This window comes from Actinomycetota bacterium, assembly GCA_036280995.1.
Lineage (GTDB): Bacteria > Actinomycetota > CALGFH01 > CALGFH01 > CALGFH01 > CALGFH01.
Map to the genome: position 1 here is coordinate 1 of DASUPQ010000060.1, position 21550 is coordinate 21550.

The window sequence follows — 21550 nt, forward strand, 5'->3', positions numbered from 1 at the left end:
GTGAACCTCCTGTCTGGGTGTGGCCCGCGTCGGGGGGGCCATTGCCGCGTCGCATGTGCCCCTACGCTGGGCGCACCTCCCACCATGTCGGCCTCGGGGGTATGCAGAGACGCGCAAGACCGGCAAGCCATTTGCGCCCGAATCGTACCCTCAGCGCCAGATCGCCATCATAAGAATTTTCTCAGACCAGCGGCCACGGGTAGTCCCGGCCACCCCGGGGCGCCGGCAGCCGGCCGGCCCTGGCCAGCGCCCTGGCCCGGCGGGCCAGGGCGGCCACCTCGTCCGGGTCCAGCAGTCCGTCCAGACCGGCCGCGAGCGCCCCGCCGGCCGCCGCGGCGGCCAGCGCCTCCAGGTCGGCCACGACCGGCGCCTCCAGCGGCTCGCCGGCCAGGTCCCAGAGCACGGTCCGCAGCTTGGCCTGGACGTGGAAGCAGAGGCCGTGGTCGATCGCCCAGACGTGGCCGTCCTGGCCGGCCAGGCAGTGGCCGGCCTTGCGGTCGGCGTTGTTGGTGACCACGTCGAAGGCGGCGATCCGGGGCAGGGCCGCGTTGCCGTCGGCCAGCAGCTCGAACGCGGTGACCTCGGGGTCGGCGTCGACGTAGAGCTGGACCGAGCCGACGCCGAGGGGGCCGTCGCGGGCCAGGGTGGGCGGGACTAGCCGCCAGCCGAGCTGCTCGGAGACGAGGTAGGCGGCGACCTCCCGCCGGTACAGGGTGCCGGTGGGGAAGTCCCAGAGCGGCCGCTCCCCCCGGGCCGGCTTGTACACGGCCAGCCCCTCCAGCTCGCCGTGGCGCACCTTGGCCAGCAGGGTCGCGTTGGAGGCCCAGGGGATCCGCCCCAGCAGCTCCAGCTCGCCCTCGGCCAGGAAGGCGCGGGCGCGCTCCTCGGAGACCACCGCACGGTCGTGCCGGTCGTGGTTGGGGGCGCCGGTGCTCACGTCGCGCTGGGGCGGTGGCCGTTCTGGGCCGGGCAGATGTGGCCGGTGGGGTCGAGCGGGTTGCCGCAGAGCGGGCAGGGCGGGCGGCCGCGGGCGACCACCCGGGAGCCGTGGCGGGCCAGGACCCGGAGCTGGGGCCGGGTCACGAACAGCCGCACCTCGAGCGGGTCGGGAAGCTCGACCGGGTCCTCCTCCTCACCGGCCTGGAGCTCGGTGGCCACGACCACCACCCGGTCCCGCTCGGCGTCGTAGCTGAGCGACAGCTGCCCGACCCGGAACTCCGGCTCCAGCGGCGGGCTCAGGGCGAGCTCGCCGGCCTCGGCCGCCGCCACCTCGCCCGGGTCCTCGGGCCGGTCGGCGGCCAGCTCGGGCAGCCAGGTCTGGAGGCTCTCGGCCAGCCGCCGCACCTGCTCCTTCTCCACCAGCAGGGTCACCTGGTCGGCCCCGGAGGCGGCCTGGAGGTAGAAGGTGCGCTGGCCGGGCTCGCCGACCGCGTCGGCGGTCAGCCGGGTGACCGGGTCGAGGTCACGGCTCGGCACGGGCCGCCTCCCCCCGCCGGTGCCGCCGCTCCTTCTTCTTGGGCGGGACCAGGTCACCGCTGCCACCGACGTCGTTCAGCCGCACCAGGGCGGGCGCCGGCCCGAACCCGATCGCGGTCACGCTCGCCGGGCTGACCACCACCCGCTGGAACAGGTCCAGGTGCATCCCCAGGTAGTGGCAGACGAGCGCCTTGATCACGTCGGCGTGGCTGCACAGGGCGACCGTCTGGGACGGATGGGCCTCCCGCAGCCGCTCAACGGCCAGCACCGCCCGGGCCTGCATCTCGAAGATCGACTCCCCCTCGGGGAACCGCGCCGCCGACGGGGTCGCCTGCACCACCTTCCAGAGCGGCTCTCTGGCCAGCTCCTTGAGCGTCCGCCCGGTCCAGTCCCCGTAGCGGACCTCGCCCACGTCGTCCAGGGTGGTGACCTTCAGCCCCTTGGCGTCGGCCACCACCGCCGCCGTCTCCTGGCACCGCTCCAGCGGGCTCGCGTAGACCGCGTCCAGCGGCACCGGCCCCAGCCGCCCGGCCAGCCCCTCGGCCTGCTCCCGCCCCGCCTCCGACAGGTGCACCCCGGGCGTCCACCCCGACAGCCGCGCCCCGGTGTGCTCGGTCACCGCGTGTCGCAACAGCAGCAGAAGTCGCATCCCGCCATTCTACGGAGCACCCGGGCCGGCGCCCGGTCGGCGGGGAAGTGGTCCTTGACGTCTCGCCAGAAGGGTCGGCGACCGGGCCGCCGCTCAGGCGGCCCGGTCGGTCCGGGGGAACTGGACGGTGCCGGGGAGGGGGTCGGGGGCGACCCGGCTCAGGTCGGCGGTGGGCTGGACGAAGCGGGCGGGACGCCACCGGGGGATCGAGGGGCGGCCCAGGCGGAACCGGGCGGCGGCGGCGCGCAGGCCTTCGGACCGCTCGATCGCCAGCTGACCCATCAGGTCCGGGTGGGCGGTGGGGAACATGGGCTGCTCCTTGGGCTCGACGGTCGTGTTCTGTCGAGTCCATGATCCGTTCCTGAGGTAGGGTGGCCGCATCGGCCAACCGCCCTATCTCACCGGCCCAGGCTGCCTATATTGGCTGCTCAGGACGGCAAAGGGGGCCTAGATGGCGGCAGCCGCGGTGCTCGCCGGCGGGGCCAGCCGGCGGATGGGCCGCGACAAGGCGACCATGGCCGTCGGCGGGGTCGAGCTGGCCGCCCGCGTCCTGGCCGCGGCCGCCCAGGTCGCCGACCCGGTGGTGCTGGTCGCCCCCGAGGGCCATCCCGCCCGGCGGCTGGCCGCCCGCGCCGTGACCGACCCGGGGCAGGGGCCGTTGGCCGCGCTGGCCGCCGCCCTCGCCGCCCTCGACGCCGGCCATGTCCTGGTCCTGGCCGGCGACCATCCGGGGCTGCGGACCGAGCTGCTCGCCCACCTGGTCGCCCTGGCCGCCGGGGGCGAGGCGGTCGCCTGCCGGCGCGGCCCCCGCCTCGAGCCCCTGGTCGCGGTGTACCAGCGGGCCCCGGCGCTGGCCGCCGCCCGGGCCCGGCTGGCCGCCCCGGCCGGCGACCGCTCGCTCCTCGGCCTGCTGGCCGGCCTGCGCACGGTGGTCGTGGAGGAGCCGCGGTGGCGTCCCCTCGACCCGGACGGCCGCTCCTTCGTCGACCTCGACGACCCGGCCGACCTGGCGGCCTGGGACGCGGGCGCGCGCTAGGGTGCAGCCGGACGACACCACCCCAAACCGGAGGACATGCCATGGACACCGACAGCGAGCTCGAGGCGTTCCTGGAGCGCGTCCGCTCCCTGCTCGGCCCGAACCCGCCCGCGGTCGGCCCCGGCGAGGTCGAGGCCATCCTCGAGCTGGCCCGGGTGGCCGCCCACACCGCCGAGCGCCGGGCCGCCCCGGTGACCACCTACCTGGCCGGGCTCGTCCTGGCCGGGGCCGCCCCCGAGGCCCGCGAGGCGTTCCTGGACGACCTGGTGGTCAAGCTGGAGGTCGCCCGCTAGCCTCGGCCGGCCCGAGCCGCACCGGGTTGGTGAGCGCCACCATGGCCTCCGGGTGGGCGGCCGACCGGACCTCGGCCCGGACCCAGCCGGTGGCGGCCGCGGTGGTCGTCCACCGCAGCGTCTCGTCGTCGCCGGCCAGGCGGGCCTCCAGCACCGTTCCGGCGCCGCTGCGGAGCCGGGCCAGGCCGCCCGCCGCCCCCTCGACCCGCAGCCGGACCACGACCTCCTGGCCGGGGAGCACGTCCAGGCGCCCGCCGATCCCGGCCACCCGGCCGGCCCCGGCCGCCTCCAGCTCCAGGTCGACCGCGGCCGAGGCGGCCATCCAGCACCGGCCCGCGGCCAGCGCCGACAGCAGCGAGCGCCGGTCCAGCGCGTCGGCCAGGACCACGGTGTGGGGGTGGCCGACCCGGTCGGCGGGGCCGTGGGCGTCGCTGCCGGCCACCGCCGGCAGGAGGCGGCCGCCGCCGCCCCTGGCCAGCAGCCCGTCCCAGATGCCCAGGGCGGCCTCGTCGTCGGGCGTCCAGGGGCCGTTCCAGACCTCGACGGCGTCCAGGCCCTCGTAGCCGAAGCGCCAGGCGCAGCCGGGGAACGGGCAGAACGGGTGGGCGGCCACGGCCAGCCCGCCCCGGGCGTGCAGCTTGTCCAGGAGCCCGCCGAGGAGGCCGTCGGCGGCCCGGTGGCGCCAGTCGACGAGCGCGCCGGGGGCCAGGCCCAGGGCCAGCCAGTGCCCGTCGCGGGTGGTGACCTCCTGGCCGTCGAGGACGAGGAGGTCGGGGCCGGCGTGGGCGCCCCAGCCGAGGCTGGCGCTTGGCGTGTTGTGCTCGGTGGAGGCGACGAAGTCGAGCCCGGCCGCGCGGGCCTCGGCGGCCAGCTCGGCCGGGGTGCGCTGGCCGTCGGAGTGGACGGTGTGGCTGTGCAGGTCGCCCCGGTACCAGGCGCGGCCCCGGCCGGCGGCCCGCTCGGGCGCCGGGTCGGGGACGAAGGCCGGTCCCGGCGGCCCGGCGGCCAGCGACACCTCGACCTCCCAGGCCAGCCCCTGGGGGGCGACGGTGTAGGGGCCGAGCACGACCTGCCAGGTGCCCGGGTTGACCGGCCCCGGCAGGTAGCCCGGGGTCGCCCCCGACCCGCTGACCGCGAAGCCGTCCCGGGCCCCGCCCGACCACCCTCGGAAGCCCTCCGGGCCCACGCCCCGCTCGTCGAACAGGCCGAGGTCGAGGACGTTGCCGGGCACCCCGGGCGGGGTCGGCGGCCGGTCGTAGCGGTAGCGGACGGCCAGCTCGCCCACCCCCGGCGGCACCTCGACCGGCAGGTAGACCCAGTCGGGCCCGCCGGGACGGATGACGCCCCGGAGGCGGCGCTCCGCCGGGAGCCGGGCCACTCCTCAGGCGACCCCGAGGCGGGCGCGGATCTCGGCCTGGATCTCGTCCACGGGGCGGCTGGCGTCGACCTCGAGCACGACCTCCTTGGCCCGGAACAGCTCCAGCACCGGCCGGGTCTTCTCGTGGTAGTCGCGCAGTCGCGCCCGGACCGCCTCGGCGGTGTCGTCGGCCCTGGCCACCAGCTGGCCGCCGCAGACGTCGCACACGTCGGGGACGGCCGGGCGGTGGGACATGAGGTTGTAGTCGAGCCCGCAGCTCGAGCAGAGGCGGCGGCTGAGGATCCGCCGCTCGACCAGGTCGTCGGGGAGGTCGAGCAGGATCACGGCGTCGATGTCGTAGCTCTCCAGGAAGAACCGGGCCTGGGGCTGGTTGCGGGGGAAGCCGTCGACGATGAAGCCGTAGTTCCAGTCGTGCTCGTCCAGCCGCCGGCGCACCACCCGCTCGACCAGGTCGTCGTCGACCAGCTCGCCGGCGGTGACGATGCGCCGGACCTGCGCGCCCAGCTTGGTGTGGTGCTCGACGTTCCAGCGGAAGATGTCGCCGACGCTGATGTGCTCAAGGTCGAGCTCGTCGGCCAGGAGCTTGGCCTGCGTCCCCTTGCCGCTGCCCTGCACGCCCATGACGATGTACTTGCGCATCCGCTCACCCCGGCAGGGACGCTATCAGGTGCGGACGCCGGAGGCATCAGGCCAGCGACCAGCGCAGCTCCCAGGCGACCTCGGGCTCGCCCTGCCGGGCCACGTAGCCGCCCTCGCCCTGGAGGCCGGCCAGGTCGCCGGTGCCCGACCCCTCGACCACCGTCCAGGTGGTGGTGGCCGCGCCGTCGGTGAACCCGCCGCCGAGCCGGAGCACGAAGCTGCCCGGGCGGCCGTCCAGCGACCCGACGAACCGCTCGTAGCCGGCGTAGCTGGCATCGGCCTGGTCGTAGGCCATCAGCAGCCCGGACGTGCCCTCGCCCTCCAGGTCGCCGGTGTAGGTGGTGGTCACGCGGGCGTGGGTGAGCTTGGGGGCCTCGTCGAGCTCGGCCCACGGCTGCTCGTCCCAGGCCTTGATCGTGAAGGTCCCGGTGGCCGTGCCGGATGTCGTGGTCATGGTCTCGATCACCTCCGCGTCCAGTGTCGGCCCGCCGGAGCTGGGAAGGCTTGTAGAAACGCGACGGCCGATCGTCTGGGGAGGTCGAGGGGATGCGGCAGGTCGAGGCGGCGCCACGGGGCGTGCTCGACCCGGGCGCCGGGGCCCGGCGCTTCGAGGTCGGGCGCTCCCGCCCCTGCCCGGACCTGGTTGAGCTGGTCGAGCACTTCTGGACGGTGCGCTGGGACCTCCGGGGCCGCGACCCCCACATCCAGCACACCCTTCCCCACCCGTCGGTGCACCTGGTCGCCGAGCCGGGCCGCTCGGGGGTCATGGGCGTGCTCACCGGGCGCTTCACCCGCGAGCTGGCGGGCGCGGGCCGCGCCTTCGGGATCCGGTTCCGGCCGGCCGGCTTCCACCCGTTCCTTGGCGGCCCCGTCGCGTCCCTCACCGACCGCCGGGTCGCCGTCGCCGCCGTGTTCGGGCCCGACGGCGACCGGCTGGTCGGCGACCTGCTGGCCGCCGCCGGCGAGCCCGAGCTGGCCGCCACCGCCGAGGCGTTCCTCCTCGACCGGCTGCCCGCCCCGGACCCGAACGTTGCCCTGGTCAACCGCGCCGTCGACCTGATCATGGCCGACCAGGACCTGACCCGGGTCGGGGACGCGGCCGGGCGGGCCGGCGTCGGCATCCGCCGGCTCCAGCGGCTGTTCGCCACCTACGTCGGCGTCACCCCCAAGTGGGTCATCCGGCGCTCCCGCCTCCACGAGGCGGTCGAGCGCCTCGACCGGGGCGACCACGTGGACCTGGGGTTCCTGGCCCGCGACCTCGGCTACTTCGACCAGGCCCATTTCGCCAGGGACTTCCGCGCCGCCGTCGGCCGCCCGCCCGCCGCCTACGCCCGCGGGTCGGCCAGCCCCGGCTGAGCCCGGCTACCCGGCGGTCCAGCCGGCGTCGGCGGTGACGATGGCGCCGTTGACGTTGGAGGCCTCGTCGGAGGCGAGCCAGGAGGCCAGGGCCGCGATCTCGTCGGGGTCGGCCGCCTTCTCGGCCAGGGCCAGGCTCTTGCCCAGGCGCTCGAAGGCGAACTGGCTGCGGGGCACCGCCGTGGTGCCGATGTTGGTCTGGACCCCGCCGGGGCAGATCGCGTTGCAGCGGATGCCGTCGGCCCGGTAGGTCCAGGCGATCGAACGGGTCATCCCGACCAGCGCATGCTTGGAGGTCGTGTAGGCGATCCCGGCCCCGCCGCCGCGGAGCCCGGCGACCGAGGCCACGTTGACGATCGCGCCCGCGCCCCGCTCCAGCATGCCCGGCAGGACCTTGCGGCAGAGCATCATCGGCCCGTTGACGTTGACCGCCATCACCCGGTTCCAGGTCTCGTCGTCGACCTCGTGCGCCGGGAGGAACCAGTCCATGATCCCGGCCACGTTGGCGAGCAGGTCGACCCGGCCGTGGCGCCCGACCGCGTCGTCGACCAGCCGGTCGACCTGGTCCTGGCTGGTGACGTCGGTCATGACCACGGTGGCGTCGTTCCCGCCCTCCCGGACCGCGCCCAGCGTCTCCTCCAGCCCGGCCTGGTTGACGTCGCACCCGACCACGGCCGCGCCCTCCGCGGCCAGCCGCGCCGCCACCGCCCGCCCGATCCCGGACCCGGCCCCGGTGACGACCGCCACCCGTCCCTGGTGCCGTTGGTTGTCCATGCCCGCCTCCCGCGTTCTTGGTCCCGAGGTGGTGGCCCGCGTGTCCACCTCCCGCCAGGCCAGCACACGAAGCGGATCTTCCGACCGGGCCGGGGGGCACGGCAACCGCGAACACGGTCGTCTGCTCGTACGTAACTCGGCCGACGGGCGCGGCCGGCAGCAGCAGCAGGCCGCGCACGATCGGGTTGCTCGACGGCCGCCCATTCGTCGCCTTACCGTCCAACGGTCGCCAATGCCCGAAATCGAGCATCTCGCGGTGGTGGTCAGGCCAGGACCTCGAAGTGGCCCAGGGCGTCGGCGAGCAGGAAGAACCCGACCAGGCCGAGGAGCCACAGCAACCCCTCCCTGGCGCCCCCGCCGAGGTGGTCGCGCAGCCGCTCCAGCAGCCGGTCGGCCTGGTCCCCGAGGGCCAGGTGCGCGGCCAGCAGGGCCAGCGGGGGGAGCACGAAGATCAGGTTGTAGAGCAGCAGCAGCGGCAGCCATTCGGCAACGGCCAGCTCGGCGCGGGTGATCGCCCCCACCGCGCCCAGGTAGGGGAGGGCGGTGGGCAGCTCGAGGGCGGTGACGGCCACCCCGAGGGCGAACACCGCCGCGGGTCGCCCGGCCGCGGGCAGCCGCCGGGGCCGGGCCGGGCCGCGCTCGCGCCGCCGGCCGGGGGCGGCCACGGCGTAGGCCAGCATGGCCGCCCCGAGCACGCCCTGGGCCAGGTAGGCGGCGTCGCTCTCGAGCACCGCCTGCGGCGTGAGCCCCAGGCCGAGGGTGAGGGCCAGGCCGATGGCCAGGTAGCTGACCAGCACCGCGACCACGTACACGGCGACCAGCGGCCGGGCGGGCCGGCCACGGAGCAGGAGCGCGATCGTGGCCAGCAGGGCCGACGGGTTGATGCTGTCGACCACCGCCAGGCCGACGATCGCGGGGAGCAGCTCCATCGGTGGCTAGCGCCGGACCGCCCGCCAGACGGCGGTGACGACGGCCGCGACCAGGGCCATGGCCCCCACCCCGAGAACGACCTCGACCCAGGTCGCCAGGTCATCGGGCTGGAGCCACTGCATGCGGACCTGGTTGGTGACGACGATCGCGATGACGTAGAGCCACCAGGGCGCCCAACGGGCCGGGCGCTGCGCTCGTGCCTGCATGGTCTCGCACCTCCTCGATCTAGCACAGTTGTGCGATAACCACATGGTAGCACGGTTGTGCTATAAAGGTGGCATGCCGAAGCTGGTCGATCCCGAACAGCGCCGGGCGGCGATCGCCGAGGCGGTGTGGACGGTCATCCGCCGCGACGGGCTCCAGCGGGCCTCCGTCCGCAACGTCGCCCGCGAGGCCGGCCTGTCCATGGGCTCGCTGCGCCACTACTTCTCGACCCAGTCCGAGCTGCTGTGCTTCGCCATGCAGCTGGTGGGCGACCGCGCCCGGGCCCGCGTCCGCACCCTGCGCCCGGCCGCCGACCCGCGGCAGGGCGCCGAGCAGCTCCTGGCCGAGCTCGTCCCCCTCGACGACGAGCGCCGGGCCGAGAGCGAGGTCTGGCTGGCCTTCACCGACCGCGCCCTCGTCGACCCCGACCAGCGCGCCATCCACCAGCGCATCCACGACCAGCTCTACGGCGCCTGCGTCACCGCCGTCACCCTCCTGGCCGACGCCGGCCTGACCCCCGCCGACCTCGACGTCCCCCTGGAGGCCACGCGCCTCCAGGCCCTCGTGGACGGTCTCGCCCTCCACGCCGTCATGCGCCCCGAGAAGGTTCCCCCCTCACGGATCAGCGGCGTCATCTCCCACCACCTCGACACCCTCACCGCAACTGGTCCCGCGGGAACAGGGCCGCGCGTCGCGTGACGACGATCGAGGACCTGCTGAGCATCCGGTTCTCGGCTCAGCGGCGCATTCATCACGCCGCCTACGCCAGGGCACTCGGGAGCGCGGTCGGGGCGACCGGCGAGGGCCCGGCCGCCGCGGCGGCGCAGCTCGCCTACCACCGGCAGGAGGCCGGTGACATCGGCCAGGCCATGGGCGCGTGGATCGCCGCCGCCGGCGCGGCCGAGGCCGGTCGACCTGGCCCGCCAGGTCGGGTCGGCCCGGGTGGGATGCGAGGCGCTGAACACGCTGGGCGTGGCCACCTGCTACCTCGAGGACGAGACGGTCGGGCTGGCCCACATCCAGGCCGCGCTGGCCCTCGCCAAGGCGTGCGGGGACTCCCACCAGCAGATGCGAGCACCAGGTCCTCGACCTCATGGCCCAGGGAGCCAGCAACCGGCAGATCGCGGAGGGGCTGTTCATCAGCGAGAAGACCGCCAGCGTCCACGTGTCCAACATCATCCGCAAGCTCGGCGTGTCCAGCCGTGGCGAAGCCGCCTGGGTTGCCTACCGCGCTGGGCTCGTCCCTCAATAGGCGTCGAGCAGCTCCCGCGCCCGCCGGAACACCGCGTCCAGCATCTCCGCGGTGAGGCGCCCTGTTGCGGTGTTCTGCTGGCTGACGTGGTAGGAGCCGAGCAGGACCCGGCCACCGGGGAGGGAGGCCTCGGCGCCGTGGCCGAAGCGGGGCTTGGGGCGGACGGGGCCGAGGTGGCGGAGGGCCTGGTCCCAGGCGAAGGCGCCCAGGGCGACGACGACCCGGACGTCGAGGAGGGCGAGCTCGGCGGTGAGCCAGGGGGCGCAGGTGTCGCGCTCGGAGGGGAGCGGCTTGTTGTCGGGCGGGGCGCACTTGACCGGGGCGGTCACGTAGCAGCCGGTGAGGGCCAGGCCGTCGTCGCGGGAGACCGAGATCGGTTGGTTGGCGAAGCCGGTGCGGTGGAGGCTGGCGAACAGCCAGTCGCCGGAGCGGTCGCCGGTGAAGATGCGGCCGGTGCGGTTGCCGCCGTGGGCGGCCGGGGCGAGGCCGAGGACGAGCAGCCCGGCCGCCGGGTCGCCGAACCCGGGGACGGGGCGGCCCCAGTACTCCTGGTCGCGGAAGGCGGCCCGCTTCTCGGTGGCCACCCGCTCGCGCCAGGCGACCAGGCGGGGGCAGCGCCGGCACCCGGCGACCTGGGCGGCGAGCCGGTCGAGGGACGCGGATGCGGTGCTGGCCATGCCGGCACCGTAGCATCGGGTTCATGGACGGAGCGGAGCAGGTCGACCTGGCCGAGGCGCTGCGGGCGCGCCTGGCCGCCGCCGGCCTCGAGGTCCCGGCCGCTGACGCCGACCGCCTGGAACGCGACCTCGCCCTCCACCTGGAACGGGTCGCCGCCCTGACCGCCGCCGCCGACCTCGACCCCTCCGACCCACCCCTGACCGACCCCACCACCGCGGTGGGGGCGGGCGCCACCCCGGGCGCGAACGCGGACCTCCCCGCCCCAGGCCGGGATGCCACCCCCCCCGGCCGGGGGGCCGGGCTGGTCGAGCAGGCGCGGACGGTGCGGGAGGGGGAGGCGAGCAGCGGGGAGCTGGTCGAGCGGGCCCTGGAACGGATCGGGGAGCTGGACGGGCGGGTGGGGGCGTTCGTGCTCGTGCTGGCGGAGCGGGCGCGGGCCGAGGCGGGGGAGCGGGACGCGGAGCGGCGGCGAGGGGGGGCGACGGGGCCGCTGCACGGGGTGCCGGTGGCGGTCAAGGACCTGATCGACGTGGCCGGGGAGGTCACCGGAGCCGGGTCGCCGAAGCTGGCCGGGAACCTGGCCGGGCGGGACGCCGAGGTGGTGGCCAGGCTGCGGGCGGCCGGGGCGGTGGTGGTGGGCAAGACCCGCACGCATGAGTTCGCCTACGGGGTGGTCACCCCGGGGACGGTCAACCCCTGGGACCCGGGGCGGATCGCCGGGGGCTCCAGCGGGGGGTCGGCCGCCGCCGTGGCCGCCGGGCTGGTCCCGGGGGCGGTCGGGAGCGACACCGCCGGGTCGATCCGCATCCCGGCCTCGTGCTGCGGGATCGTCGGCCTCAAGCCGACCTGGGGCCGGGTGCCGGCCGGCGGGGTGTGGCCGCTGTCGTGGTCCTGCGACCACGTCGGCCCGATGGCCGCCACCGTGGCCGACGTCGCCCTGCTCGACCAGGTGCTGGCCGCCGAGCCGCCCGGGACGGGCGGGGGGGCGCCCCCGGACCCCCCGCGGATCGGGCGGATCGTCGGGGACGACCTCGGCCCGGTCGACCCGGCGGTCACGGCGACCGTCGACGAGCTGTGCCGGCGGCTGGAGGCGGCGGGCGCGACCCTGGACGAGGTCGTCCTGCCGATGGGCGCGGCCCGGGGGGCGGTGGCCACGGTCGTGCTCGCCGAGGCGGCCGCGGCCCACGCCCGGCTGCTGGAGGAGACGGGGGAGGCCGGCTACAGCCGGGCCATGCTGGCCATGATGCGGATCGGCCGCAGCGCCCTGGCCGGGGAGTACCTGACCGGGCTGCGCTACCGGGGCCGGTTCGTGGCCGAGGTCGAGGGGCTGCTGGCCGGCCGGGACGCCCTGCTGCTGCCGACCCTGCCCTGCGCCGCCCCCCCGGCCGGGGAGCGGACGGTGACCATCGCCGGGACCCGGGTCGGCGTGCAGGCCGCCCTGACCCGCCTGCCCGGCCCGTTCAACTGCTCGGGCAGCCCGGTGGTGTCCCTGCCCGCCGGCCTCGCCGGCCGGCTGCCCGTCGGGGTCTCGCTCGTCGGGCGGATCGGCCGCGACCGCGACCTGCTGCGGCTGGCCGCCTGGATCGAGGCCCTGGCCCCGGCGATCGGCCGGCCGGCCGTTGACGCGTAACTGCCCGTGCCCGGCCCGGTCTGGTTGAATGATCAAGAGTCGCCGGGGGCAGGAGGCCACGTGAGCGAACGGGAGCAGAGCCAGCCGGCTCAGACTGGTTCCTCCCGCAGGCGCGGCACCGTCCCGACCTACTCGTGGGCCCGGACCCCGCCGGCCCGGCTGGTCCGCAGCGGCATCCAGTACGGGGCCCTGGTCCCCCTGCTCAAGTTCATCGCGCCGTTCACCGTGATCGGCAAGCGCAACCTGGCCAAGCTCGACGGCCCGGCGGTGTTCGTGGCCAACCACCAGAGCCACTTCGACGCCCCCGTCTGCCTGGCCGCGGTCGGCGGCCGCATCCGGCGGCGGCTGGTCGTGGCCGCGGCCGCCGACTACTTCTACAGCTCGGCCGTGAAGGGCGCGGCCGCGTCGCTGGCCCTGGGCACGGTCCCGTTCGTGCGCTCCGGCGGGTCCAGCCGCGACTCCCTCCAGTTCCTCAAGGACCTGGTCGGCAAGGGCTGGTCGGTGCTGATCTTCCCCTCGGGGACCCGCGGCACCGGCGCCTCCGGCTTCAAGAAGGGCTTCGCCTACCTGGCCATCGACACCGGCGTCCCGGTCGTCCCCATGTACCTGCACGGGCTCGAGCAGGTCATGCCCAAGGGCTCGTTCGTGCCTCTGCCCGGTGGCGTGGTGGTCGGCATCGGCCTCCCGATCCCGCCCGGCGACGACTACAACGACCTCGTGCGGCGGGCCGAGGCCGGGGTGGCCGAGGTGCGCGCGGTGGTCAAGGGCTGGGAAGGGGCGTAGGCCGCCCCGTGCCCCGCAACCCCTTCGCCAACCCCCTGTTCCTCCCCGTCTTCCTGCGGGTGATGCTGCTGATCGTGGTCGGTCTGGCCGCGGTCCTGCTGTCCCAGCGGCGCTCGCTGAAGGTGTGGCGGCGCTCGACCCTGTTCCTGCGCGCCCGCACCTGGTTCGTGATCGGCCCGGTGTTCGTGCTGGCCGTGTTCATCGGCGGGTTCGTGGGCTTCCTGCTGCCCACCTTCGTGGTCGTGCAGGGCTGCTCGGAGTTCGCCCGCATCGCCGGCATCGACCGCCGCTACGCCTACCTGCTCATCCTCTGGGGCGAGTTCGGGCTGCTGGTGGCCGCCCTGGCCAGGGACTTCTTCGGCTTCCTGCCGTTCGGCTTCTTCATCGCCCTGACCCTGCTGCCGATCCTGTCCGGCCAGATCACCGACGCCCACCGGCAGGTCGCCGACACCCTGGTCGGGTACGTGTTCGTGGCCCTGCCCATGGCCTACATCGTGCTGGTCAAGTCGGCCGAGCCCAACGGGCTCGAGTTCCTGCTGATCGTGACCGTGGCCGTGGCCCTGTCGGACATCGCCGCCTACGCCACCGGGTCGGCGCTGCGGGGCCGCAAGCTGATGCCCCGGGTCGACCCGACCAAGACCTGGGGCGGGGTGCTGGGCAACCTGGTCGGGGCGGCGGTCGGGGTCGGCTGGCTGTGGGTGGCCGTCCCGCCGGAGTGGTCGATCGCCGCCGTGGTCGTGCTGGTGCTGGTGATCACGTTCGGCAGCGTCTGGGCCGACCTCACCGGCAGCTTCATCCAGCGGGCCTTCCGGACCGAGGTCCGCAGCACCGTCATCCTCGGCTACGGCGGGGTCCTGAGCCGGATCGACTCGCTGCTGATCACCTTCCCGCTCTCCTACTACGCCCTGATCCTGGTGGACAAGCTGGTCGGATGACCCGGCTGCTCACCCTCGGGCACGGGACGGCGTCGGCCACCGAGCTGCTGGCGCTGCTGGACGGGGCCGGGGTGGCGCGGCTGGTCGACGTCCGCACCGCCCCGGGCAGCCGCCGCCACCCGCACGTCCGCCGCGAGGCCATGGCCGGCTGGCTGGGCACCGCCGGGGTCGGCTACCGCTGGGAGCCGGAGCTGGGCGGGTTCCGCAGGCCCGGCCCGGAGTCGGTGAACCACGCCCTGCGCCATCCCGCCTTCCGCGGTTACGCCGACCACATGCGGACGCCGCCGTTCTGGGCGGCCCTCGACCGCCTGCTGGCCGAGGCCGCGGCCGACCCGACGGCGGCCATGTGCTCGGAGACGCTGTGGTGGCGCTGCCACCGGCGGCTGCTGGCCGACGCCGCCGCGCTGGTCCGCGGGGCCGAGGTCCTGCACCTGGACCACCGGGGCCGGCTGGAGCCGCACCGCCCCACCGAGGGTGTCCGCCGCGACGGCGACCTGCTCGCCTACGACCTGGGCGCCACCCCGCCGCTGCCCGAGGCGTGACCCCGGGGGCGCCGCGCCGGCCCCCCCGATGGATCGGGTCCCAGCGACCGGCGGTGCATGGCGAACAGCAGGCCGTAGGGTTCGCCGTCCGGATCGGGAGGCCGGGTCACGTACTCGTCCAGGATCGCCAGCACCCTGGACTCGAGCTCCTCGCGCGACGCCCTGCTGAGGGTGAGGGCGAGGCGGTTGAAGCCGGCGCTGGCGCCGGGCCCGGCCTCGGCCAGCTCGGCCTGGAACGCCTCCAGCATCGCCTGGGCGTCGGCGTCCTGGGGGATCGGGCTCTCCTCGAGGCTCAGCGTCCAGGACTTGCCGGTGGCGCGGTAGGGCTTCTCGAGTGCGCCCTTCTCGCCCTGGCGGACCTCGTCGGGGACCAGGAAGCCGGTGTTCACCAGCGTGCGGACGTGGTGGAGGACCGTGCCCGGGTCCTTGTCCAGCCACTCGGCCAGCTGCTTGTTGGTCAGCGACCGGTCGAGGCAGAGCCGGAGGATGCGCATGCGCAGCGGGTGGGCCAGGGCCTTGGCCTCGGCCGCCGTGGCCGGCCGGCGCACCACCGGCCCCCTGATCGTCGGTTCCATGGGGAAGATTCTATCAATTGACTTTTCCAAATCAATGAACTATGGTCTCCACCCATGAAGCTGGGACCGAACTTCCACAAGGCGCTGGCCGCCTCCGGGTTCTCCAACCTGGCCGACGGGGTCTTCCAGGTCGCCCTGCCCCTGCTGGCCGTCCAGCTCACCCGGTCGCCGCTGCTGATCGCCGGGGTCAGCGTCGCCGCCCGGCTCCCGTGGCTGCTGGCCCTGGTGGCCGGGGCCCTGGCCGACCGGCTGGACCGGCGCCAGACGATGGTCCGGGTCGACCTGTTCAGGGCCGTCCTGCTCGGGGGGCTGGCCCTGGCCGTGGCGGCCGACCTGGCCACCCTGGCCATGCTGTACGTCGTCGCCCTGCTGCTCGGGCTGGCCGAGACCCTGTTCGACACCTCGGCCCAGTCGCTGCTGCCCGCCATCGTGTCCCGCGACGACCTCACCGTGGCCAACAGCCGGCTGTTCGCCGTCGAGCTGGTGGCCAACACCTTCGCCGGCCCGCCCCTGGGCGGGCTGCTGGCCGCCGCCGGCCTGGCCGTGGCCATCGGCGTGCCCGCGGCCGCCTACCTGGTCGGGGCCGGCTGCCTGGCCCTGATCGCCGGCAGCTACCGGGCGGCCGGGGCCGGGCCGGCCGGGTCGACCCGGCTCCGGGACGAGATCGCCGAGGGGGCCGGGTTCGTCTGGCGCCACCCGGTGCTGCGCCCGCTGGCCATCATGCTCGGGATCCAGAACATGGCCTTCGCCGCCGTGTTCTCGGTGTTCGTGCTCTACGCGGTCACCCCCGGGCCGATGGGGCTGACCGAGGCCGGCTTCGGGGTCCTGCTGGCCACCCTCGGGGTGGGGTCGCTGCTCGGGACCTGGCTGGCCGTCCCGGCCGAGCGCCGCCTCGGGCGGGTCCCCACCCTGGTCCTCAGCGTCGTCCTGGGGGCCGCCTCCGTGGCCGTGTACGCCGTCACCGCCAGCCCGGTGCTGGTCGGCATCTCGTTCGCCGTGAGCGGCGTGACCATGGTGCTCTGGAACGTGGTCACGGTCTCGCTGCGCCAGCGGATCACGCCCGACCGCCTGCTGGGGCGGATGAACGCCGCCTACCGGCTGGTGGGCTGGGGGACCATGCCGATCGGGGCGTTCCTCGGCGGCGCCCTGGCCGAGTGGCTGGGGCTGCGGCCCACGTTCCTGGCCGCCGCCGTGCTCACGCTCCTCACCCTCATCGGGTTCCGCTACGTGACCAGGGAGGCCGTCGCCCGGGCCGACGCGGCCGGGGCGCCCACGGGGTAGGGTGACCCCGCCATGGACACCAGCGAGCTGCGCCTCGACACCGGCGGCCGGCACGTGCTCGACCTGACCGACCGGGCGGCCGCCTTCGCCGCCCAGGCCGGCGGGGACGGGCTGCTGCAGGTGTTCGTGCCCCACGCCACCGCCGGGCTGGCCGTGATGGAGACCGGGTCGGGGTCCGAGGAGGACCTCGAGGAGGTGCTCGGCCGCCTCCTGCCCCGCGACGACCGCTGGGCCCACCGCCACGGCAGCCGCGGCCACGGCGCCGACCACCTCCTGCCGGTGTTCGCCGGCCCGTCCCTGACCGTCCCGGTGCGGGCCGGCCGCCTCCTGCTCGGCACCTGGCAGCGCATCTGCCTGGTCGACCTGAACGACGACAACCCCCGGCGAACGGTGCGCCTGAGCTTCCTGGCCGGCTGAGCCGCTCGACCGTCGCGCCCTCGGCCTCCTGGGCCGGGTGGCCGTGCTCCGCGCCCTGCTGTAGCCGGGGCCGCTAGACTCCGGGCATGCCCGCCGTCCTGCTCACCCGCGGGGTGCCGGAGCCGGTCCGGGCCCGGCTGGCCTCCAGCTGCCGCCTCGAGGTCTGGGAGGGCGAGGGGGTCATGCCCCGGGCCGAGCTGCTGGACCGGGTCGCGGGCAAGGCCGGGCTGCTGGCCATGCTGACCGACCGGGTCGACGGCGAGCTGCTGGAGCGGGCCGGGCCGGAGCTGGCGGTGGTGGCCAACTTCGCCGTCGGCTACGACAACCTCGACCTGGACGCCTGCACGGCCAGGGGGGTGCTGGCCACCAACACCCCCGACGTGGTCACCGAGGCCACCGCCGACCTCACCTGGGCGCTGCTGCTGGCCGCGGCCAGGCGGGTCACCGAGGGGGACCGGTTCCTGCGGGCCCGGCGGCCCTGGATCTGGGGGCCGGAGTTCTTCCTCGGGTTCGAGGTCCACGGCCGGACCCTTGGCGTGATCGGCCTCGGCCGGATCGGGCGGGCGGTGGCCAGGCGGGCCGCCGGGTTCGCCATGCCGGTCGTCTACACGGCCCGGCACCGGCTGGACCCCGGCGAGGAGGCCGCCCTCGGGGTCGCCTGGCGCGAGCTGGACGAGCTGCTGGCCGAGGCCGACTTCGTCACCGTCCACACCGGGCTGTCGCCGGCGACCCGGCACCTCATCGGGGCCGAGCAGCTGGCGCGCATGAAGCCGACGGCCGTCCTGGTCAACACGGCCCGCGGCCCCATCGTGGACGAGGCCGCCCTGGCCGCCGCCCTGCGGGCCGGCGAGCTGGGCGCGGCCGGGCTGGACGTGTTCGAGCGCGAGCCCGAGGTCCACGCCGGCCTGCTGGAGCTGGACAACGTGGCCATCGTCCCCCACCTGGGCACGGCCACCCTGGCCACCCGGGTCGCCATGGGCATGGCCGCCGCCGACAACCTCCTGGCCGCCCTGGAGGGCCGCCGGCCCCCGAACCTGCTCAACCCGGAGGCGCTCGGTCAGGCGTCGAGGTGACGCTGCTCGCCGACCCGGTAGGCCTCGGCCAGCCAGGCGGCGACCTCCTCGTCCACCTCGTCGAGGTGCTCCAGCCGGAACTGGTGCAGGTGGTTGCGGGGCGAGAAGGTCTCGACCCGCCGGAACCGGGGGTGCTCGAGCCGCCGGGCCAGGACCACGTGCCCGTCGACCCGGCGCCGGCGCAGCGTGAAGGCGGCGAAGCTCATCCGCACCTGGAAGGCGATGCGGGTCTTCTCCGGCAGGACCGTGACCGGGCCGTTGCGCTCGGCCAGCTCGACCAGCCGCTCGAAGATGGCCACCACCTCGGGGTCGCGGCCGGCCAGGTGGCGGCCGAGGTCCAGGGGACCGCAGCTGTGCGGCTGGTTGCGGTTGGCGAACGACCGCCCGCAGCGCGGGCAGGTCCACAGCGGCGCCCGGCTCACCCCGGGGCGGTCGGCCGGAAGCCCGGGCACGTCCCCCGCATCCAGCCGATCTGGTCGCCGGTGGCGCTGGAGAAGTCCTTGGCCGCCAGGGCCCGAACGAACCGCTCACCCAGCGTCGTCATGGGCAGATCCTAGGCGCGCCGGGTGGGTAGCATCCAGGGTGCGACGAGGAGGCGCGACGACATGACCCAGCTGTGGAAGGGCGAGACCGACAAGGCGATCGAGAACTTCCCCATCTCCGGGGAGCGGGTGCCGGTCGAGGTGGTGCGGATGCTCGCCCGGGTCAAGGCCGAGGCGGCCCGGGTCAACGCCGAGCTCGGCCTGCTCGACCCGGGCCAGGCCGAGCGGATCGCCGCCGCCGCCGAGGCGGTCGCGGCCGGCGACCACGACGACCAGTTCCCGATCGACGTGTTCCAGACGGGGTCGGGCACCTCGACCAACACCAACGTCAACGAGGTCGTGGCCACCCTGGCCGGCGAGGGCCACCACCCCAACGACCACGTCAACATGGGCCAGTCGTCCAACGACGTCTTCCCGACCGCCGTCCACCTGGCCGCCCTCCACGCCGCCACCAACGACCTGCTGCCGGCCCTCGGCACCCTGGCCGGGTCGCTGGAGGCCAAGGCGGCCGAGTTCCGCGACGTGGTCAAGGCCGGGCGGACCCACCTGATGGACGCCGTCCCGGTCACCCTCGGCCAGGAGTTCGCCGGCTACGCCGCCCAGGTCAAGGAGGGCGCGGCCCGGGTCGAGGCGGCCCTGCCCCGGGTCGCCAAGCTGCCGCTTGGCGGCACCGCGGTCGGTACCGGCCTCAACGCCCACCCCGAGTTCGCGGCCCGGGTGCGCGAGCGGGTGGCCGCCGCCACCGGCCTGGAGCTGTCGCCGCCGGCCCACCCGTTCGAGGCCCAGGGCGCCCGCGACGCCCTGGTCGAGCTGTCCGGGGCCCTCAAGACGGTGGCCGTGAGCTGCACCAAGATCGCCAACGACATCCGCTGGATGGGCTCCGGCCCCCGGGCCGGCCTGGCCGAGCTGCTCCTGCCCGAGCTCCAGAAGGGCTCCTCGATCATGCCCGGCAAGGTCAACCCGGTCATGGCCGAGGTCCTCACCCAGGTGTCGGCCCAGGTCATCGGCAACGACGCCGCCATCACGGTCGGCGGCCTGTCGGGCGCCTTCGAGCTGAACGTCTACATCCCGCTGATGGCCCGCAACCTGCTCCAGTCGATCACCTACCTGGCCGCCGCCTGCCGGGCGTTCGCGACCCGCTGCGTCGACGGCATCACCGCCAACACCGACCGCGCCCAGGCCCTCGCCGAGTCGACCCTGGTCCTGGTCACCGCCCTCAACCCGGTCGTCGGCTACGACAAGGGCGCCGCCATCTCCAAGGAGGCCGCCGCCACCGGCCGTTCCCTCCGCGAGGTCGCCCTCGACCACGGCGTCCCCGCCGACGTCCTCGACAAGGCCCTCGACCTCCGCACCGCCGCCCACGGCAACGGCTTCGCCGACTAGACGACCTCGACCCGGGCCCCATGCCCGGTGGTCCGGCCCAGCCGCGCGTCCCGGGTGAGCAGGGTCGCCCCGGTCGCCTCGGCCATGGCCACGTAGATCGCGTCGTAGGCGGCCAGCTGGTGGCGGAGCGCGAACGCCCGCCCGAGCAGGGGCCGGTGGGGCCGCAGCTTCAACCGCATGGCCCCGAGTCGACGGATCGCCCGGCGCGCGGTGAGCTGGTCGATCCGACCCTGCAGCACCTTTCGCCGCAGCGCGTTGGCGACCTCGGCGTCCATCAGGTGCGGGGCGTACACGATCGACGCCTCGCGGAGACGGGCTCGGAGCGCACCGGTCTGCGCCGCCGGCTCGACCAGCAGGTCGACCGCTGCCGATGCATCCAGGACGATCATTCCGGCGGGAGGTCGCGCAATGTCCTGGCCTCGAGCTCCCGCTCGCGTTCCTCCCGGTCTTCACGGATCGCGGCAGCCCAGTCGATACCGGTCGGTGCGGGGTCGTCCCGATCGATCTCCTCGAACAGCTCGTCCCAGGTCAGCTGGGTGCTGAGCGCGGTGACCTCCTGGAGGAGATAGTCGGAGAGGGACATCCCGGCCTGGGCGGCCTGCTCCTTGAGCCGCCGGTGCACGTCCTCGGGAACGTGCCGGATCTGGATCATCCGGGTCTTCATGCGCAACAGCATAGGTGCATGTGTAGCACATGCAAAGTGGCCGAGCGCTCATGTTTCCACAGCCCAGGACCCTCGGATCAGGCGGCCGGGAGGCGGACGCCGAAGCCCTTGACGGCGAGCTTGAGGACGACCTGGCCGGGGGCCATGAGGTCGGCGACGCGGGTGGCGGCGAGGCGTTCGAGCTCGGCCAGGCGGGCGGCGTAGGCGTCGGGGCCGGTGCGGCGGGCGGCGTCGAGCAGGCGGGTGTTGGCCCAGACCTTGGCGCGGGACTCGCGCAGGAACCGCTTGGTGGCCAGGCGGTTGAGGGGCTGGAGGAGGCGGTCGGTGCGGCTGCGGGGGCCGCCGGCGGCCTCCAGCTCGGTGTCCTCGGCGCCGACCCGGGCGACCAGGACCCGGTCGATGTGCTCGTGGTCGGCGTGGCGGCTGGCCAGCAGCTCGGGGTCGTCGAACTCGCGCTCGGAGATGACCGCCAGCAGCGACTGGGCCAGGTCGTAGTTGATGTGGGCGTTCATGCCGAGCAGGACATGGCGCAGGGGCGGCAGGCCGTCGCTCTCGCCGGCGCCGAAGGCGACCGCCCACGGCTCGGGCGGGCGGCGGCCGGCCTGGGCGTCCTCGACGGCGTCCAGGTAGAGGTCGGCGAAGGCGACGTCCCAGCGCTCGACCCACGCCGGGTCGCGGAACCCGCCGCGCTCCAGCTCCTCGGCCACCGCCCGGGTGGTCCTGAGATAGGTGGCGAGGAAGAAGCGGCCGGGATCGCCGCTGGCCTCCAGCGGCGACAGCAGCCTCTCCATCCGGCGCACCAGTGCGCCGATGCCGGCCGAGCGCTCCATGGCGGCAAGCCTGCCAGCGCCCATGGCCGGCGTCCAGCAACGTCGAGTCACCCGTATGGGATGCGCAGTATGGGGGCCCGGGAGAAGATGGCCGGCATGGAGATCCTGGTCAGCGGGGCCAGCGGGTTCGTCGGCGGCGCCCTCGTTCCCGAGCTGGTGGGGCGGGGCCACCGGGTCCGGGCCGCCGTCCGCGACCCCGGCCGCTACCGCGGCCCGGCCGGGGCGGGCGC

The 21550-nt window shown here is 75.2% G+C and carries 29 protein-coding genes and 1 pseudogene; 13 read left to right on the forward strand and 17 right to left on the reverse strand.

Translation table 11 applies throughout. The annotated features are described in order from the left end of the window. Positions 1–181 precede the first annotated feature (181 nt). The 4 genes from VF468_01660 to VF468_01675 form a co-directional block, all read right to left on the reverse strand. On the reverse strand, positions 182–937 hold the full coding sequence (locus tag VF468_01660) for an SCO1664 family protein (protein HEX5877027.1): 756 nt from the start codon (positions 935–937) through the stop codon (positions 182–184). After that, positions 934–1476 carry a DUF3090 domain-containing protein gene (locus VF468_01665; GenBank protein HEX5877028.1) on the reverse strand — a complete coding sequence of 181 codons (543 nt, stop codon included), beginning with the start codon at positions 1474–1476 and terminating at the stop codon, positions 934–936. Before VF468_01665 ends, VF468_01660 begins: the two co-directional genes overlap by 4 nt. Further along, positions 1463–2125, reverse strand: a complete 663-nt coding sequence (locus VF468_01670; GenBank protein HEX5877029.1) for an MSMEG_4193 family putative phosphomutase — start codon at positions 2123–2125, stop codon at positions 1463–1465. Before VF468_01670 ends, VF468_01665 begins: the two co-directional genes overlap by 14 nt. Positions 2126–2218: 93 nt before the next feature. Further along, on the reverse strand, positions 2219–2434 hold the full coding sequence (locus VF468_01675; GenBank protein HEX5877030.1) for a hypothetical protein: 216 nt from the start codon (positions 2432–2434) through the stop codon (positions 2219–2221). Between the two features lie 142 nt (positions 2435–2576). Between VF468_01675 and VF468_01680 the strand changes: the two genes are divergently transcribed. Both VF468_01680 and VF468_01685 read left to right on the forward strand, forming a co-directional pair. Continuing rightward, positions 2577–3161, forward strand: coding sequence for an NTP transferase domain-containing protein (locus tag VF468_01680; protein HEX5877031.1), 585 nt, complete (start codon positions 2577–2579; stop codon positions 3159–3161). Positions 3162–3202: 41 nt separating this feature from the next. Next, positions 3203–3454 carry a DUF6457 domain-containing protein gene (locus tag VF468_01685; protein HEX5877032.1) on the forward strand — a complete coding sequence of 84 codons (252 nt, stop codon included), beginning with the start codon at positions 3203–3205 and terminating at the stop codon, positions 3452–3454. Here the strand turns inward: VF468_01685 and VF468_01690 are convergent. From VF468_01690 to VF468_01700, 3 genes are read right to left on the reverse strand one after another with little or no spacing between them, the layout of a single operon-like run. Next, positions 3432–4832, reverse strand: coding sequence for a CehA/McbA family metallohydrolase (locus tag VF468_01690; GenBank protein ID HEX5877033.1), 1401 nt, complete (start codon positions 4830–4832; stop codon positions 3432–3434). The two genes, VF468_01685 and VF468_01690, sit on opposite strands and share 23 nt — an antisense overlap. A gap of 3 nt (positions 4833–4835) precedes the next feature. Beyond that, positions 4836–5471, reverse strand: a complete 636-nt coding sequence (locus VF468_01695; GenBank protein HEX5877034.1) for a nucleoside monophosphate kinase — start codon at positions 5469–5471, stop codon at positions 4836–4838. A 46-nt stretch (positions 5472–5517) separates the two neighbouring features. Then, positions 5518–5925: a DUF3224 domain-containing protein gene (locus VF468_01700; protein ID HEX5877035.1), complete on the reverse strand. Its 408-nt coding sequence runs from the start codon at positions 5923–5925 to the stop codon at positions 5518–5520. Between the two features lie 92 nt (positions 5926–6017). Between VF468_01700 and VF468_01705 the strand changes: the two genes are divergently transcribed. Continuing rightward, positions 6018–6827: a helix-turn-helix domain-containing protein gene (locus tag VF468_01705; GenBank protein ID HEX5877036.1), complete on the forward strand. Its 810-nt coding sequence runs from the start codon at positions 6018–6020 to the stop codon at positions 6825–6827. Between the two features lie 6 nt (positions 6828–6833). Here VF468_01705 and VF468_01710 read toward each other — a convergent pair whose 3' ends face one another. The 3 genes from VF468_01710 to VF468_01720 form a co-directional block, all read right to left on the reverse strand. After that, entirely contained in the window at positions 6834–7601 is a 768-nt protein-coding gene (locus VF468_01710) for an SDR family oxidoreductase (protein HEX5877037.1), read from the reverse strand. 263 nt (positions 7602–7864) lie between these two features. Next, a complete protein-coding gene (locus VF468_01715; protein ID HEX5877038.1) occupies positions 7865–8530 on the reverse strand; it encodes a GAP family protein in 666 nt (221 codons plus the stop codon). Between the two features lie 6 nt (positions 8531–8536). Next, positions 8537–8737 (reverse strand): hypothetical protein, encoded by a 201-nt coding sequence (locus VF468_01720; protein HEX5877039.1) that lies wholly within the window; start codon positions 8735–8737, stop codon positions 8537–8539. A gap of 73 nt (positions 8738–8810) precedes the next feature. Here VF468_01720 and VF468_01725 point away from each other — a divergent pair, with 73 nt between their 5' ends. Next, positions 8811–9434, forward strand: coding sequence for a TetR family transcriptional regulator C-terminal domain-containing protein (locus VF468_01725; GenBank protein HEX5877040.1), 624 nt, complete (start codon positions 8811–8813; stop codon positions 9432–9434). Positions 9435–9795: 361 nt separating this feature from the next. After that, positions 9796–9987 (forward strand): annotated as a pseudogene (locus tag VF468_01730) (LuxR C-terminal-related transcriptional regulator). On the opposite strand, the gene VF468_01735 reads toward VF468_01730, so the two are convergent. Continuing rightward, positions 9981–10664: a uracil-DNA glycosylase gene (locus tag VF468_01735; GenBank protein ID HEX5877041.1), complete on the reverse strand. Its 684-nt coding sequence runs from the start codon at positions 10662–10664 to the stop codon at positions 9981–9983. The pseudogene VF468_01730 and the gene VF468_01735 overlap by 7 nt on opposite strands. Before the next feature lie 23 nt (positions 10665–10687). Between VF468_01735 and VF468_01740 the strand changes: the two genes are divergently transcribed. The 4 genes from VF468_01740 to VF468_01755 are packed head-to-tail and all read left to right on the forward strand — an operon-like array spanning position 10688 to position 14555. Then, positions 10688–12295: an amidase gene (locus VF468_01740; GenBank protein HEX5877042.1), complete on the forward strand. Its 1608-nt coding sequence runs from the start codon at positions 10688–10690 to the stop codon at positions 12293–12295. Between the two features lie 60 nt (positions 12296–12355). Continuing rightward, positions 12356–13078 (forward strand): lysophospholipid acyltransferase family protein, encoded by a 723-nt coding sequence (locus VF468_01745; protein ID HEX5877043.1) that lies wholly within the window; start codon positions 12356–12358, stop codon positions 13076–13078. 8 nt (positions 13079–13086) lie between these two features. Then, positions 13087–14013: a phosphatidate cytidylyltransferase gene (locus tag VF468_01750; protein ID HEX5877044.1), complete on the forward strand. Its 927-nt coding sequence runs from the start codon at positions 13087–13089 to the stop codon at positions 14011–14013. Further along, entirely contained in the window at positions 14010–14555 is a 546-nt protein-coding gene (locus VF468_01755) for a DUF488 domain-containing protein (GenBank protein ID HEX5877045.1), read from the forward strand. Before VF468_01750 ends, VF468_01755 begins: the two co-directional genes overlap by 4 nt. On the opposite strand, the gene VF468_01760 is transcribed toward VF468_01755, so the two are convergent. Next, positions 14516–15130 (reverse strand): winged helix-turn-helix domain-containing protein, encoded by a 615-nt coding sequence (locus tag VF468_01760; protein HEX5877046.1) that lies wholly within the window; start codon positions 15128–15130, stop codon positions 14516–14518. The two genes, VF468_01755 and VF468_01760, sit on opposite strands and share 40 nt — an antisense overlap. 54 nt (positions 15131–15184) lie before the next feature. Here VF468_01760 and VF468_01765 point away from each other — a divergent pair, with 54 nt between their 5' ends. The 3 genes from VF468_01765 (at position 15185) to VF468_01775 (ending at position 17901) form a co-directional block, all read left to right on the forward strand. Next, positions 15185–16411, forward strand: a complete 1227-nt coding sequence (locus VF468_01765; protein HEX5877047.1) for an MFS transporter — start codon at positions 15185–15187, stop codon at positions 16409–16411. Positions 16412–16423: 12 nt separating this feature from the next. Then, positions 16424–16828, forward strand: coding sequence for a secondary thiamine-phosphate synthase enzyme YjbQ (locus VF468_01770; protein ID HEX5877048.1), 405 nt, complete (start codon positions 16424–16426; stop codon positions 16826–16828). A gap of 86 nt (positions 16829–16914) precedes the next feature. Further along, positions 16915–17901: a D-glycerate dehydrogenase gene (locus VF468_01775; GenBank protein HEX5877049.1), complete on the forward strand. Its 987-nt coding sequence runs from the start codon at positions 16915–16917 to the stop codon at positions 17899–17901. Here the strand turns inward: VF468_01775 and VF468_01780 are convergent. Both VF468_01780 and VF468_01785 read right to left on the reverse strand, forming a co-directional pair. Beyond that, the gene (locus VF468_01780; GenBank protein HEX5877050.1) at positions 17886–18323 is read right to left on the reverse strand and encodes a DUF5655 domain-containing protein; all 438 of its coding nucleotides are present in this window, start codon (positions 18321–18323) and stop codon (positions 17886–17888) included. The two genes, VF468_01775 and VF468_01780, sit on opposite strands and share 16 nt — an antisense overlap. Next, positions 18320–18445 (reverse strand): hypothetical protein, encoded by a 126-nt coding sequence (locus tag VF468_01785; GenBank protein ID HEX5877051.1) that lies wholly within the window; start codon positions 18443–18445, stop codon positions 18320–18322. The genes VF468_01780 and VF468_01785 overlap by 4 nt, the downstream gene beginning before the upstream one ends. A 61-nt stretch (positions 18446–18506) precedes the next feature. On the opposite strand from VF468_01785, the gene VF468_01790 reads away from it, so the two are divergent. Beyond that, positions 18507–19826 (forward strand): class II fumarate hydratase, encoded by a 1320-nt coding sequence (locus VF468_01790; protein ID HEX5877052.1) that lies wholly within the window; start codon positions 18507–18509, stop codon positions 19824–19826. Here the strand turns inward: VF468_01790 and VF468_01795 are convergent. From VF468_01795 to VF468_01805, 3 genes are all read right to left on the reverse strand, one after another. Continuing rightward, positions 19823–20215: a type II toxin-antitoxin system VapC family toxin gene (locus VF468_01795; GenBank protein HEX5877053.1), complete on the reverse strand. Its 393-nt coding sequence runs from the start codon at positions 20213–20215 to the stop codon at positions 19823–19825. The two genes, VF468_01790 and VF468_01795, sit on opposite strands and share 4 nt — an antisense overlap. Next, entirely contained in the window at positions 20212–20490 is a 279-nt protein-coding gene (locus VF468_01800; GenBank protein HEX5877054.1) for a hypothetical protein, read from the reverse strand. The genes VF468_01795 and VF468_01800 overlap by 4 nt, the downstream gene beginning before the upstream one ends. Positions 20491–20567: 77 nt before the next feature. After that, positions 20568–21320 (reverse strand): DUF5995 family protein, encoded by a 753-nt coding sequence (locus VF468_01805; GenBank protein ID HEX5877055.1) that lies wholly within the window; start codon positions 21318–21320, stop codon positions 20568–20570. Positions 21321–21550 lie beyond the last annotated feature (230 nt).